This window comes from Billgrantia gudaonensis (assembly GCF_900100195.1).
In the GTDB taxonomy this organism is placed as follows: Bacteria; Pseudomonadota; Gammaproteobacteria; order Pseudomonadales; family Halomonadaceae; genus Halomonas; species Halomonas gudaonensis.
In genome coordinates, this window is the sequence record NZ_FNES01000008.1 from 176966 (window position 1) to 191509 (window position 14544).

10 protein-coding genes are annotated in these 14544 nt (G+C 63.7%); 4 read left to right on the forward strand and 6 right to left on the reverse strand.

Annotation, left to right across the window (positions count from 1 at the left end; all coding sequences use genetic code 11):
• Positions 1 to 2 precede the first annotated feature (2 nt).
• The 4 genes from pheA to BLP96_RS11405 form a co-directional block, all read right to left on the reverse strand.
• Positions 3 to 1094, reverse strand: coding sequence for a prephenate dehydratase (pheA, locus tag BLP96_RS11390; protein WP_089686234.1), 1092 nt, complete (start codon positions 1092 to 1094; stop codon positions 3 to 5).
• 3 nt (positions 1095 to 1097) lie between these two features.
• On the reverse strand, positions 1098 to 2201 hold the full coding sequence (gene serC / locus BLP96_RS11395) for a 3-phosphoserine/phosphohydroxythreonine transaminase (RefSeq protein ID WP_089686235.1): 1104 nt from the start codon (positions 2199 to 2201) through the stop codon (positions 1098 to 1100).
• 177 nt (positions 2202 to 2378) lie between these two features.
• Entirely contained in the window at positions 2379 to 5036 is a 2658-nt protein-coding gene (gene gyrA / locus BLP96_RS11400; RefSeq protein ID WP_089686237.1) for a DNA gyrase subunit A, read from the reverse strand.
• A gap of 113 nt (positions 5037 to 5149) precedes the next feature.
• Positions 5150 to 5575 carry an acyl-CoA thioesterase gene (locus BLP96_RS11405; protein ID WP_089686239.1) on the reverse strand — a complete coding sequence of 142 codons (426 nt, stop codon included), beginning with the start codon at positions 5573 to 5575 and terminating at the stop codon, positions 5150 to 5152.
• A gap of 166 nt (positions 5576 to 5741) precedes the next feature.
• Between BLP96_RS11405 and BLP96_RS11410 the strand changes: the two genes are divergently transcribed.
• From BLP96_RS11410 to BLP96_RS11425, 4 genes are all read left to right on the forward strand, one after another.
• Positions 5742 to 6698 (forward strand): recombination-associated protein RdgC, encoded by a 957-nt coding sequence (locus BLP96_RS11410; protein ID WP_089686241.1) that lies wholly within the window; start codon positions 5742 to 5744, stop codon positions 6696 to 6698.
• Positions 6695 to 7864: a 1-acyl-sn-glycerol-3-phosphate acyltransferase gene (locus BLP96_RS11415; protein WP_089686243.1), complete on the forward strand. Its 1170-nt coding sequence runs from the start codon at positions 6695 to 6697 to the stop codon at positions 7862 to 7864. The genes BLP96_RS11410 and BLP96_RS11415 overlap by 4 nt, the downstream gene beginning before the upstream one ends.
• A gap of 152 nt (positions 7865 to 8016) precedes the next feature.
• Positions 8017 to 8724, forward strand: coding sequence for a transglutaminase-like cysteine peptidase (locus BLP96_RS11420; RefSeq protein ID WP_407081071.1), 708 nt, complete (start codon positions 8017 to 8019; stop codon positions 8722 to 8724).
• Between the two features lie 40 nt (positions 8725 to 8764).
• Positions 8765 to 10672 carry an EAL domain-containing protein gene (locus tag BLP96_RS11425; RefSeq protein WP_089686245.1) on the forward strand — a complete coding sequence of 636 codons (1908 nt, stop codon included), beginning with the start codon at positions 8765 to 8767 and terminating at the stop codon, positions 10670 to 10672.
• Between the two features lie 204 nt (positions 10673 to 10876).
• Here BLP96_RS11425 and BLP96_RS11430 read toward each other — a convergent pair whose 3' ends face one another.
• On the reverse strand, positions 10877 to 11209 hold the full coding sequence (locus BLP96_RS11430; RefSeq protein ID WP_089686246.1) for a tryptophan synthase subunit beta like protein: 333 nt from the start codon (positions 11207 to 11209) through the stop codon (positions 10877 to 10879).
• A 90-nt stretch (positions 11210 to 11299) separates the two neighbouring features.
• Positions 11300 to 14544 (reverse strand): VWA domain-containing protein (locus tag BLP96_RS11435; RefSeq protein WP_089686248.1); only part of this gene is annotated, 3245 nt, incomplete at its 5' end.

A 14544-nucleotide genomic window follows, 5' to 3' on the forward strand; every position in this document is an offset into this window, starting at 1 on the left:
GGTCACAGCACGCCGATGGGATAGGAGCCGAGCACCTTGAGCTCCGAGGCGCGCAAACGCACTTCCTCCAGCACCGCGGCCACCTTGGGCTCGTCGACGTGCCCCTTGAAGTCGATGAAGAAGACGTAGTTCCACACCCCGCTGCGCGACGGGCGGGTCTCGAGGCGCGTGAGGTCGATCTGGTGGCGATGGAATGGCTCGAGGAGCTCATGCAGCGCCCCCGGCTGGTTGCGCATGGCCACCACCACGGAGGTCTTGTCGGCGCCGGACATCGGCACGTGCTGGGTGCCGATGATCAGAAAGCGCGTAGAGTTGTCGGGGCGATCCTCGATCTTTTCCGCCACGCGCTCCAGGCCGTAGAGCTTGGCCGCCATATCGCCGGCGATGGCGGCACTGTGCCACTCGCCCTTGACCAGCCGCGCCGCCTCGGCGTTGGAGGAGACCGGCACGCGCTCGGCGCGGGGAAAGTGGGCATCCAGCCATTTGCGGCACTGAGCGAACGACTGGGGATGCGAATAGACCCGCGAGATCTTGTCGCGCAGCGTGGTGTCTGCCACCAGCAGGTGATGATGAATGCGCAGCACCACCTCGCCACAGATGCGGATCGACGAATCCATGAAGGAATCGAGGGTGTGACTGATCACGCCCTCGGTGGAGTTCTCCACCGGCACGACCCCGTAGTTGACCGCCCCGGCCTCGACCTCGCGGAACACCTCGTCGATGGCCGCCATGGGCAGGCTCACCGCGCTCTCGCCGAAGTGCTTGAGCGCCGCCTGCTGGGTGAAGGTGCCCTCCGGGCCCAGATAGGCCACCTTGACCGGCTGTTCCAGTGCCAGGCAGGCCGACATGATCTCGCGGAACAGCCGAGCCATCTCCTCGCTGTTGAGCGGCCCCGGGTTGAGCTCCATGATGCGCCGCAGCACCTGGGCCTCGCGTTCCGGTCGATAGAAGACGGCGCCGGGATCCCGCTCGGTCTTGACCTCGGCCACTTGCTGGGCACAGCTGGCCCGCTCGCTGATCAGCCGGAGGATATCGTTGTCGAGACTGTCGATGCGCTCGCGCAGTTCCTCGAGATTGATGGGGGTATCGCTCATCCTTCAGCCCCTTCTGTGTTCGAAATCGGACATGAAGTCGACCAGAGCATCGACGCCGGCCGCCGGTACTGCATTGTAGAGACTGGCGCGCATGCCGCCCACGCTGCGGTGGCCCTTGAGGTTGAGCAGCCCGGCGCGATCGGCCTCGGCGAGGAAGGCCTCGTTCAATTGCTCGTCGGCCAGCACGAAGGGCACGTTCATCGACGAGCGGTTGGGCACGGCGATCGGGTTGCTGTAAAAGCCGCTGGCGTCGATGGCCGAATAAAGCGTTCCAGCCTTGCCCGCATTGATGGCCGCCATCGCCTCGAGACCACCGATGTCGTGCTTGAGCCATTGAAAAACGAGCCCAGCCAGGTACCAGGCGAAGGTCGGCGGCGTGTTGACCATGGAGCCGGCATCGGCCAGGGCTCGATAATCGAACAGCGTGGGCGTACCCGGCACCGCCGTGCCGAGCAGGTCGTCGCGCACGATGACCAGCGTCAGGCCGGCAGGACCGACGTTCTTCTGCGCGCCGGCGTAGATCACGCCGAAGCGACTGACGTCGATGGGACCGGAAAGAATCGACGAGGACATGTCGCACACCAGCGGCACCTCGCTGCCGTCGGGCCTGCGCGCCTGGGGAACGTAGTCGAAGGCCAGCCCGCCGATGGTCTCGTTGGCGGTGTAGTGCAGGTAGGCCGCATCGGCCGAGAGCACGATCTCCTCCTGGCGAGGCACGCGCACGTGACCGTTCGATTCACTGCTCGCCGCCACGTGCACCGGGTATCCAAGGTGCTCGGCCTCGGCGATGGCTTTCTTGGCCCAGATGCCGGTATGCAGGAAGTTGGCGCTGCCGCCGCTCCCCAGCAGGTTCATCGGCAGCATGGCGAACTGCAGGCTCGCACCGCCCTGCAGGAACAGCACCCGATAATCGTCGGGGATGGCCAGCAGCTCGCGCAGGTCCGCTTCGGCCCGTTCGGCAATGGCCACGAACTCGGGGCTGCGATGGCTCATCTCCATCACCGAGAGGCCGCGCCCCTGGTAGTCGAGGAGTTCTTCGCGGGCACGTTCGAGCACCGGAGTGGGCAGGGCCGCGGGGCCGGCGCAGAAATTGTAGTGGCGTGTCATCAGCGTGGTGGTTCCGTTCTACTCATGTCATGGCCAGGCGAGATGAGCGCCGGGGGCAAGCCGTAGCGAGGGTCTTTTGCCATGGATGGCAAAAGTAGCGCCCAAGGATGGGTTCACAGCGCCCTCGCGAGGCTTGTCGCCGGAACAGCTCATCGCTTTCCGGTAGTGCAAACGCTCTCATTCGTCGCTCTGAGCGTCGTCCCCCACCGCTTCATCGTCCTGCGATTCAGGCTCGTCGATGCGCACCGTCTTGACCAGCTTCTCGTCGTTGCCCAGGCGGATCAGCATCACGCCCTGGGTGTTGCGCGAGGTGATCGAGACCTCGTCGACCCGGGTGCGCACCAGAGTACCGCGGTCGGTGATCAGCATCATCTCGTCGGTCGAATAGACCTGCATCGCCGCCACCAGGGCACCGTTGCGCTCGCTGGTCTGCATGGCGATCACGCCCTGACCCCCGCGGCCGCGCAGCGGAAACTCCTCCAGCCGCGTGCGCTTGCCGTAACCGTTCTCGCTAGCGGTGAGAATGTAGATCTGGCCGCCGTTGCCGTTCTCGAGCACGGCGCCCTCCTCGCCTTCGGCCTCGTTGTCGGCCTCGGCATCGATCTGCTGGCTCTGGGGGATGATCAGGCTGATCACCTCGGCAGCGTTCTTCAGACGCATGCCGCGCACGCCGCGGGCGGTGCGGCCCATGGCGCGCACGTCGGTTTCCTCGAAGCGGATCGCCTTGCCGTTGGACGACAGCAGCATCACATGGTCGGTGCCGGTGGTGATGGCGGCACCCACCAGGCGGTCGTCCTCATCCAGGTCGATGGCGATCAGGCCCACGCTGCGCGGCCGCGAGAACTGCTCGAGGCTGGTGCGCTTGACGGTGCCCTTGGCGGTGGCGAACAGGATGTAGCTGTTCGCGTCGTAGTCGCGTACCGGCAGGATGGCGTTGATCGCCTCGCCCTCGTCGAGCGGCAGCAGGTTCACCAGCGGCTTGCCCCGCGAGCCGCGGCTGGCGACTGGCATCTCGTAGACTTTCAGCCAGTAGACCTTGCCGCGATTGGAGAACAACAGCACGGTGTCGTGGGTGGAGGCCACCAGCAGGTGCTCGATGACGTCCTCGTCTTTCATGGCCGTGGCCGACTTGCCCCGTCCGCCGCGGCGCTGCGCCTGGTAGTCGGAGAGAGGCTGGGTCTTGGCATACCCGGTCCGCGAGACCGTCACCACCATATCCTCCTCGGCGATCAGGTCCTCGATGGAGAGATCGAGATGGCTGGCCTGGATTTCGGTCTTGCGTGAGTTGCCGAACTGGTCGCGCACCGCCGTCAGTTCTTCGCGGATCACCTCCAGCAGTCGATCGGCAGAGGCGAGAATCGCCGTGAGCTCGGCGATCTTCTCGAGAATGCCCAAGTATTCGTTGAGCAGCTTCTCGGTTTCCAGCCCGGTGAGGCGATGCAGGCGCAGCTCGAGAATCGCCTGGGCCTGGGCCGGCGACAGCAGGTATTCGCTGCCGCTGGGGCTGAGCCCGAAGCCCTCCTCCAGATCCTCGGGCTTGCACGAAGTGGCACCGGCACGCTCGAGCATGCCGGTGACCTGGCCGGGCTGCCAGCTGCGTGCCAGCAGCTTCTCCTTGGCCTCGGCGGCGCTGGGCGAGGCCTTGATCAGCTCGATCACCTCGTCGATGTTGGAGATGGCAACGGCGAGGCCTTCCAGGATGTGGCCGCGCTCTCGGGCCTTCTTCAGCTCGTAGAGGGTGCGCCGCGTGACCACCTCGCGGCGATGACGAATGAAGGCCTCGAGCACCTCCTTGAGGTTGAGGATCTTGGGCTGACCGTCTTCCAGCGCCACCATGTTGATGCCGAAGACGTTCTGCAGCTGGGTCTGGGCGAACAGGTTGTTGACCACCACCTCGCCGGATTCCCCGCGCTTGATCTCGATCACCACGCGCAGACCTTCCTTGTCGGATTCGTCGCGCAGCTCGGCGATGCCGTCTATCTTCTTGTCCTTCACCAGCTCGGCGATCTTCTCGATCAGCCGTGCCTTGTTCACCTGGTAGGGCAGCTCGGTGACGATGATGTGGTCGCGACCGCTCTTCTCGTCGTGCTCGATGGTGTGGCGGGCGCGCACGTAGATGCGGCCACGCCCGGTGCGATAGGCCTCGAGAATCCCGGCGCGGCCGTTGATGATACCCCCGGTGGGAAAATCCGGGCCGGGGATGTATTCCATCAGGTCGTCGACGGACAGGGTGTAATCGTCGATCAGCGCCAGGCAGCCGTCGATCACTTCCACCATGTTGTGCGGCGGAATGTTGGTGGCCATGCCCACGGCAATGCCCGAAGAGCCGTTGATCAGCAGGTTGGGCACCTTGGTGGGCAGCACCTCGGGAATGCGCTCGGTACCGTCGTAGTTGTCGACCCAGTCGACGGTATCCTTCTCCAGGTCGGCCAGCAGCTCGTGGGCGAGCCGCGACATGCGCACCTCGGTGTAGCGCATGGCCGCGGCGTTGTCGCCGTCGATGGAGCCGAAGTTGCCCTGGCCGTCGACCAGCACGTGGCGCATGGAGAAATCCTGGGCCATGCGCACGATGGTGTCGTAGACGGCACTGTCACCGTGGGGGTGATACTTACCGATGACATCGCCCACCACGCGAGCGGACTTCTTGTAGGGCTTGTTCCAGTCGTTGCCCAGCTCGTGCATGGCGAACAGCACGCGCCGGTGCACCGGCTTGAGGCCGTCGCGCACGTCGGGCAACGCCCGGCCGATGATCACGCTCATCGCGTAGTCGAGATACGACTGCTTGAGTTCGTCCTCGATGTTGACTGGCAGAATCTCTCTGGCGATGTCACCCATGGGTCGTCGAATCCTTTGCACTGCAACAGGTTGGCGTGTCACCACGCAGGGCGCATGGCTCGCCGCAACAGCCTGCCATCATACCACCGCGTGGCGTGCAAAGGCAGGGAGTGTCACTCGGCGGGCATCACCAGCGGCAGCAGCGCCTCGCGAATGGCTCCCTCGATGGTCACCGCCTGATTGGCGGCCACGTCGAGCAGCACGAAGGTCAGGTCGGCATCCACCACGCTCTTGCCGTCGCGGCAGCGCCGAATCGCTTGGTGCATGCGAGCACTGCGCGACCCCAGCTCGGCCACCTGGGTGATCACCTCCAAGTCGTCACCGGCCACGGCGGCGCGGCGGTAGTCGATGTTGAGGTTGACCGCAACGAAGGCGTGCTTGCCCGAGGCGAACAGCGCCGCCACCTCGGGGCGGTCGTCGAAGTACCCCCAGCGCCCCTCCTCGAGAAACTCCAGGTAGCGTGCATTGTTCACGTGGCCGTAACCGTCGAGATGGTAGCCGCGCACGCGCAGCGTGGTGCGGGATTGGCGGGATTCCATGACTTGCTCCCAAATGGCGGACGAATCGCAGGGATTCTAGGCCGGCACCGAAACACATTCAAACTTCCGTTTGAAAATGACGCCATCGTGTCCGTCCCATCGGTCACTGGAACCCTGCCGCTCGCTTGTCCATAATGTGCCTCCTTTTTTGGCTCGGGTATGCATCATGTGGTTCAAGCACTTGCACCTCTATCGCCTGCACGGGGCCCCGCGTCTCGACGCGGCCGACCTGGAAGCGGCCATGGCCGAGCGCGCCGCACGCGCACCGGGCGGCAACGAGGCGCGGCGCCTGGGCTGGTGCCCGCCGGCAGGCCGCGCCGGCGTCGCCTTGCTGCATGAGCTCGAAGGCCACCGCCTGCTGACGGCACTGCGCCAGGAGCGGCTGCTGCCCGCCTCCGTGGTTCGCGAGGAGGTGGAGGAGCGCAGTGCCGACATCGAAGCGCGCGAAGGGCGCAAGCTGCGCCGCCAGGAAAAGCAGGGCCTCAAGGAACAGGTGCTGGAAGAGCTGCTGCCCCGCGCCTTCGTGCGCCGTCAGCGTCTCGACCTGTGGTGGGACACCCGCCGCGACCTGATCGGCATCAACGCCAGCTCACGGCAGCGCGCCGAGGACGTGCTGGATCTGCTGCGCGACACCCTGGGCAGCCTCAAGGTGACGCCGCTCGCCACGCGCACCCTGCCCCCCCGGGCCATGACCCAGTGGCTGACCGAACCGCAAGAGCGCCCCGCCGACCTGCAGCTCGGCGATCAGGTGGAACTCAAGGCCAAGGGCGACGACGGCGTATTGCGGGCGCGCCAGGTCGACCTGGACAGCGACGAAATACAGCAGCTGCTGGCCAGCGGACGCCAGGCCAGCAAGCTGGCCATGGAGATCGAGGGCCGGCTGAGCTTCGTGCTGCATGACGACCTGGCGCTGAAGTCGCTGCGCTTCGGCGATGCGCTGATCGACGAAGCCAACCAGACCGAGGACGACGGCGATGCCCTGGTGCGACTGGAGGCCGACTTCCTGCTCATGACCCAGGCCCTGAGCGAACATATCGAACAGCTGATAAACTGGCTCGGCGGCGAGGCCGAGGCAACCGCTGCTCCTTCCACGACCGACCCAGGCAACCAAGACCCGCAATGACCGACACCGCAATGGCTATCGACTCACAGGATCCCTGGGCCGACATCCGCCCCTACCAGGATGACGAAGTGGCCGAGGTGCTGGCCCGGCTTGCCGGCAACCGCGAACTGTTGGATGCCCTGACACGCTACCGCCTGCCGCGTCTGAGTCGTCTGGCGCCCCCCCTGGCGCGGGCCGTGGCTGCCTTCGCCATTCGTCGCGAAACTCGCGACGTGAACAGCGTGCGTGACTTTCAGCAGCGCGTGGCCTACTACATGGCACGCATGATCCGCACCTCCACCGATGACTTTCGCGTCGACGGCCTCGAACGCCTGGCGCCGGACACCGCCTACCTGTTCATCGGCAACCATCGCGACATCTCGCTGGACCCGGCCTTCGTCAACTACGCCTTGCACACCGCCGGCCGCGACACGGTACGCATCGCCATCGGCGACAACCTGCTCAAGAAGCCCTACGTCACCGACCTGATGCGGCTCAACAAGAGCTTCATCGTGCCGCGCGCGCTGCGCGGCAAGCGCGCCATGCTGGCCGCCTATCAACTGCTCTCGGAGTACATCCGCCACTCGATTCTGGTCGACAACCACTCGATCTGGATGGCCCAGCGCGAGGGGCGCGCCAAGGACGGCATCGATCGCACCGACCCGGCGATCATCAAGATGCTGACCATGGCGCGTCGCCGGGAGGAGCGCCAGGCTTCCATCGGCAAGGCCATTGCCGAGTTGCGCATCGTTCCCGTGTCGATCAGCTACGAATACGACCCCTGCGACCTGCAAAAGGCCCGGGAACTGCATGCGATCCACACCCGGGGTCAGTACGAGAAGAGCGAGTTCGAAGACATCGGCTCGATCGTGACCGGCATCACCGGCCACAAGGGGCGCGTCCAACTACGCTTCGGCGAGGCGCTGGATAGCCGCTTCGACACCCCGGAAGCCGCCGCGGAAGAGATCGACCGCCAGGTCGTCGACGGCTACCACCTCTTCCCCAGCCACTACCTGGCGCTCGAGGCGCTGGGCGACGCCCCCGAGCTGGTCGACCTGAGCGACGTCACGGATGCCGACCGCAGCCGCTTTCAGCAGCGCCTGGCCAAGGTTCCCGGCGAGCTGCAGGAGTGGTGGCTGGCCCAGTACGCCAATCCGGTTCGCAACCGTGCGGGCCGGCTGACCTGAACTCGCCGACGTCGCGCTCCGTGACCGATCGTGCATGATGCCCATCAGCCAAAAGGCGTAAGGATTCCGTCCCCACCGCGACCGACTCTCGCCATCCTCATCGCTGGCTTCTAAACTTCAGTGATCGCTCATTCAGTCAGGCCAGGAAACCGATGTCTGCCATGCCGGCCCAGCCACCTCCGCTCATCGGGCGCCGCCGTTTCCTGGCGGGGCTGGGCGGACTGCTGCTCGCCGCCGGGCTCGGCATTTCCGCGCCACGCCTGCACGCCGGCATCGACCGTGCGCGCCTGCGCGACAGCATGCGGCGCCTCTACGGCTCGCGAGGCCTGAGCACACTGGAAGAGTGGTTCGACCTGCTGGACCGGCTCGACGGGGCCGACCTGAATGTCCAACTGCGCGACGTCAACGACTTCTTCAACCGCCGCGTGCGCTGGCTCGACGACATCGACATCTGGGGCCAGGAAGACTACTGGGCCACCCCGCTGGAAACCATGGGCAAGCGCGAAGGCGACTGCGAGGACTACTCCATCGCCAAGTACGTCACCCTCAAGGAACTGGGCGTGCCCGGCGACCGGCTGCGCATGATCTACGTAAAGGCCCGCCTGGGTCGCGGCAATCTCACCCAGGCGCACATGGTGCTGGGCTACTACGAAACGCCCAGCGCGGACCCGCGCATCCTCGACAACCTGGTCAAGTCGATCCGCCCCGGTTCACAGCGTACCGACCTCGACCCCGTCTTCAGTTTCAACAGTACCGGGCTATGGACCGGCAGCTCGACGCAGTCCCAGGCCGACCCCGTGGCCCGTCTGTCGCGCTGGCGGAACGCCATCAGCCGTATGCAGGAACACGGATTCGTCTGACGTTACGAACATGGGCATGCATGCCCCAGGGAGCACCGAGATGTCACTGATCAAACAGCTCTGGCTGACCATCGTGGTAGTGCTGCTGCTGGCCTTCGTGGGCAGTCTGGCGGTGAGCGTGAGTACCAGCCGCCACTACATCGAACAGGAAGTTCGCATCAAGAACAGCGACAACGCCAACGCACTGGCACTGTCGATGAGCCAGCTGGAAAAGGATCCGGTCACCCTGGAACTGCTGATCGCCGCCCAGTTCGACACCGGACACTACCGACGCATCGAACTGCGCGATGCCGAGGGAGACACCATCGAGCAGCGTGAAGCGGGCGAGCACATCGAAGACGTGCCGGGCTGGTTCGTCGACCTGATACGTTTCGAGGTGCCTGCCGGCGAAGCCGTGATCCAGGACGGCTGGCGACAGTTCGGCACCCTCACTCTGGAAAGCCAGCACAGCTACGCCTACCGTTCGCTGTGGCAAAACACGTTGAACCTCGCCGGCTGGTTCGCCGTGGCAGGGTTGATCAGCCTGCTGCTGGCGGTGTGGATCGTGCGCACGGTACGCCGCCCGCTGGACCATGTGGTCTCCCAGGCCGAAGCCATCGGCGAGCGGCGCTTCGTCACCTCGCCCGAGCCTCGCACCCTCGAGCTGCGCCAGGTCGTGCAGGCCATGAACCGCCTCTCCTCGGCGGTCAGCACGATGCTGGGCCAAGAAAGCGAAAAGCTCGATCAGCTGCGCCGCCGCCTGGAGCACGACCCGGTGACCAATGCGCTCCAGCGGGAGCCGTTCCTGGCCCGCCTGGAAGGCCACCTACACAGCGACGGCGACGATGCCAGCGGCGTGCTCGCCCTGGTCCGCGTCGCCGACATGGCGCAGCTCAACCAGCAGCTGGGGCATCCGACCACCGATGCCCTGCTGGCCGCGCTGGTAAACGAACTCGAGCAGCTCAACACCCTCAACGGCGACGGCCGCGTGGCACGCCTCAACGGCAGCGACTTCGCTCTGGTGCTGCCTCGCGCCCACGACCTGGAAGCCCTGGGCGATGAGCTGAAGCAGCGGCTACGAGACCTCGCCAGCCGCCATCCGGAAGCGGCTCTGACGCTGCCCTCGGCGCTCGTCGAGTACGCCCCCGGCATGACTCGCCAAACGCTGCTGGCCAGCCTCGACGGCGCCCTGGCCAGCGCCGAGGATCGCGACGAACACGGACAGGTCATCGTCGAAAGCGCCGAGCAGGACGCCCTGTTCACCAGTCATGCCGAATGGCGCAGTGCGCTGGAAGCGGCCCTGCTGGACGGAGTGCAGCTGGCCCACTACCCGGTGCTGAACCGCCAGGGCGAACTGCTGCACCACGAGGTGCCCTCACGGCTGCACCTGGCCGGCGAATGGCGCCCGGCAGGACGTTTCCTGCCTTGGGTCTCGCGCCTGGAAATGGCCCCGGCACTGGATCTCGCCGTCGTCTCGGCGGCCCTCGAGGACACCGCCGCGAGCGGCCAGGCCGTGGGCATCAACCTCTCGCCGCGCTCGCTGCGCGACGGCCACTTCGTCAGCGAGTTGATCGCCCGGCTACGCGCCCGGCCCGAGCTGGCGCCACGGCTGTGGTTCGAAGTCCCCGAGCTCATCGCCATGCACAACCCTGAAGGCTTCCGCAGCCTATGCCGCGAACTCCATTCGCTGGGCTGCCGCATGGGGCTCGAGCACGTCACGACCCGTTTCGGCGAAATCGACAGCGTGCACGACCTGGGGCTCGCCTACCTCAAGGTGGATGGCTCGCTCAGCCACGAGATCGAGGGAAATCCGGATCGGCAGAGCCTGCTGCGCGGCATCAACACCCTCGCTCACTCGCTGGGCATTCTCACCATTGCCGAAGGCGTACGACGCCAGGAGCAGGCCGAACTGCTCTTCCAGCTCGGCATGGACGGCGTGACGGGCCCCGGCGTGCGACAGGAAGGCTAACGGAACCGCACACAGCCGGGCCGAGCGGACGATCGTCCGCTCGGCCCGGCTGCATGTGGGGGATGGCTATCGGCTCAGAGGGTGTTTACAAAAGTCACGAGCGATGGCCAGGCAAGGCGGAATCAGCCGAAAAAAGGACCGGGCTCGCGCACGAGGCTGATTCCAACGCAGCATGGGCGAGCGCAGTAGTTTGTAAACGGCCTCTCAGATGATGCCGCCGTCATCCTCCTCCCCCATCAAATCCACGCTATTCAATCGCTGGCGCAGCGACTGGCGCTCCATCACCTTCTGCTGAGCGGGTTCCGGCAGGTCGGTGAAGCTGATCACCCCCTTGTCCATCAGCACCTCCAGCAGGTCTTCCAGCACGCGGATGAAGGCGAGATCGGTCTTGGAGAGGTCGATGCCCTCGAACTCCTCGTCCTCGGCCATGAAGGCCTGCAGATCCGGCGCACAGGGCGGTACGAACTCCCGGCACTCCGCCGAAGGCTCGCGGGCCGCCTGAACGATCTGGCCTGTCTCGTTGCGTTTGACGTACATGGTCTCGCTTCCTCGGCGTTTTGGGCAGCATAGCAAAACGCCCTGCCCGGACGAACCGGACAGGGCAAACGCGGATCGAACGAACGACGCTTATTGGTCGATGTTCAACTGGCCACTGTCGATCATGTGCTGGATCAGATCGGCACTGTCGCTGACATCACCCCCGAAGTCGGCGAACGACTTGCCTTCCAGGGTGATCGTCTGATCGGCGTTATCCTTGTCACCGGCCAACGAGCCATCCGAGCTGATATGCAGCACGACGTTGTCGCCCTCCTCCTCGGCGAAGATGTAGTCGCCAATGCTGTCTTCGTCTTCACCCTGCAGGAGATCGGCGAGATCCAAGCGGTCGGCATTCGGCTCGTCCGAGTCGCCGAACTGGCCGTCGTCGGTATCGCCCACCACGGTGAAATCCTTGACGACATCTTCGGCGGGGTCGTTTTCGGCGCCTTCATCGCCAAACTGCCAGGCGAAGGTGTCTGCACCCGCTCCACCGTAGAGGATATCGTTGCCGGCTCCGCCAATCAGGGTGTCGTCGCCGCCCTGATCCTGAGGCAGCACCAACGACTCGTGGTTATCCTTCAGATAATCCAGCACCTGATCGTTCGTCGGCACCTGACCATTCTGAGACTCGAGCTCATCCAGGATGCCCTGGAAGCCCTCGCCCTGATGATCGGGATGCTCCACCGCATCGCCTAACAGGATGTCATCGCCATCACCACCCAGAAGCTCGTCATCGCCGACTTCTTCGGGCACCTCTTCCGTGTTGCCACCCTCGAGGACGTTGTCGAGTTCTTCAGCAGACATTATGACGGATGGCTGACCAACATCTCCGGTGACTCGATCAGGAATGGACAGCTCAATATCGTGGAGTTCCAGCTTAGCATCATCACGCCACCCCCAGCTATTATCTTCAACGGAAAATACCAGACGATAGTCTCCAGCTCCCAAATCTGAACCTATCGTTCGATAACTCTGCCAGCTATCGAGCTGACCATTTTCGACTTCGCTCCAAGCACCTCCTGATAGCTTCTCAAGCGACCAGGAAAACCCATCTTCCCAATTATCATCCTCTACGCCATACTGAAGAACGATAGAAGCCCCACCTTCACTGACAGAGAAGGAGTCACTACGAATAGTTACGGAGCCTCCTTCCGAATCTAACTCCAGATAATTCCCCCATCCTTTGCGATCAACAGAACCATCTCCGCCTATTACGGTCCAGTTACCCTCTCCATCGAGAGGATCATCATTCCCCTGAAAATCGGCAATGGTTGTTTCTGTCGTCGATCCAAAGACAACAGTTGCCTGTCCATTGGGATCTGTGTTGTCGAAGTATCTCAAATAGTCTTCATTGACATTTCCATTATCGAAGACATCAAGTCCAATCCCATGAACTGTGCTGATATCCGACAGCGGCCCGAAGGCATCGATAGCGTTCTGTAAATTGCCCTCACTAGTTTGCGAGCCACTACCATCGTTCGTGGGATTACCCCACTTATCAAGATGATAAGTGGGATCACCGTCCGTCAGGAAGAACGTCAGGTTCTCATAGTCATTCTGCTGGCCGTCGAACCACTGCTTGGCCTCTAGGAAGGCCGCCTCGTAGTTGGTACCGCCATCGGCATCCAGATCGTCAATCGCCGACTCGATCGTGCTCAATGCCCCATCGGTGTTGGTAATGTCATCCAGCGTCAGCAGCGTCTCGGCATTCGTCTCGAAGCTGACGAGCTGCAGGTTGACGGAGCCATCATGATTGACGAGCTGGTCCGCCAATTTCTTGAGAGAATCTTTCAGCAGTGACAACTGATTGGCAATACTGCCCGATGAATCGACCACCAACGATACGTTGTAGTCTTGTCCGGGGGTGATGTTGGTCTTATTACCGCCAACATCGCCCACCAACACGTCGTTACCACCTGCCGTTTCAAGACCGGTGCTGCTGGAATTGTCATCGACGAGCAGCAAATCGGGCACATCAACGGAGGTATCCGTCGGCTCGAAGTCGATATCGAATGCAGAGTCGGCGAGATCGCCATCGCCGTCGGCGGCCACGACATCGACGGGCAACTGGTAATTCAAGCTGGAATCCAGATACGCCCCGCTGAAGTTATTGACGTTGTATTGCCCACCACCATCGCTGCCATAGAAATGCACTTCATCGAAACCGCCTTCGATACTGATCGAGGTTTCCGATCCCGTGCCGACGGAGTCACCGCCCCGGAAGGCTTCCCAGGACAGGTCACCATCGTTACCCATCTCGAAATCGAGCTGTGTCAATACTTCATTGAACTGGGCATACAGCGTCTCGCCCTCTCCGATTAGGTTATTACCAGCTCCGATGCCGTTGCTCGACCAATTAACGGAACCTTCACTGGAGGTAAACAACGCTTCAAGATCGGTTCCCTCGAAGCTCAGGTTTCCGGCAATACCGCCGCCATTATTCTCGAACCCGGCTGCAGCGAAGCTCACGGCAACCGGATCGAGGGCCTCGACAACGTTCACCTGGTAGATGTTGCCGGTGGCGTCGAAGTCGATGGTGAATACCGGCGACTGACTAGAGTCACCATCCTTGTAGGCAGTCAGCCGCTGAGAGCCCTCGTCAAAGGAGTAGAGCAGCTTCTCACCCCCCGATGTCAGATAGGTGGTGTTCGTCGAGCCATCATCCTGATAGTCGACCTGGATATAACCATCACCATCGGCCTTCAGCGTGGCATCGGCAATTTGCGCGCCTTCAAGGTCAGCACCGATATCGAGGTTGAGATCCCCTGTAGTCTGGCTATCGGCAGCAGCACTGAGTGAGGCATCGTCGATGCCGCCATCGACGAAGGTCGGACCGTCGTCGCCGAAGCTGACCCGACCACCCAAGTCGATGCTGGTGCTGGCCTCGGCGGTGTCGCCGTCGCTGTCTTCGATGGTGGCCGTGCCGGTGAGGCTGACCAGGCCGCTGTCGAGCAGCAGCTGCTCGACGTCGGCACCGTCTTGGCTACCCTCGACGTGGTCGATGGCGCCGCTCTGGATGAGCTCGACGATGGCATTGCCGTCGCCGTCCTCGCCCAGCTCGAGGCGGAACACCTCGCCGTCCGCGGCGCTGCCGACGATGGCGTCACCGTCGGTGCCCAGGGTGATCGACTCGCCACCGCTGGTCAGGCCGCTGGCCGTGCCGGCCTCGACGTCCAGGCTCAGGCCGTAGCTCCAGCTGGTGCTACCTTGTCCGTCGGCACCGTAGTCGCTGTCGGCCACGCTGAAGATGCTGTCCAGACGCACGCTGTCGCGGTCGGTCAGTGCGGCATCGCTGGTCGCCAGCTCGGCGGCCGAGGCGGCAGCCTCGACGCTGA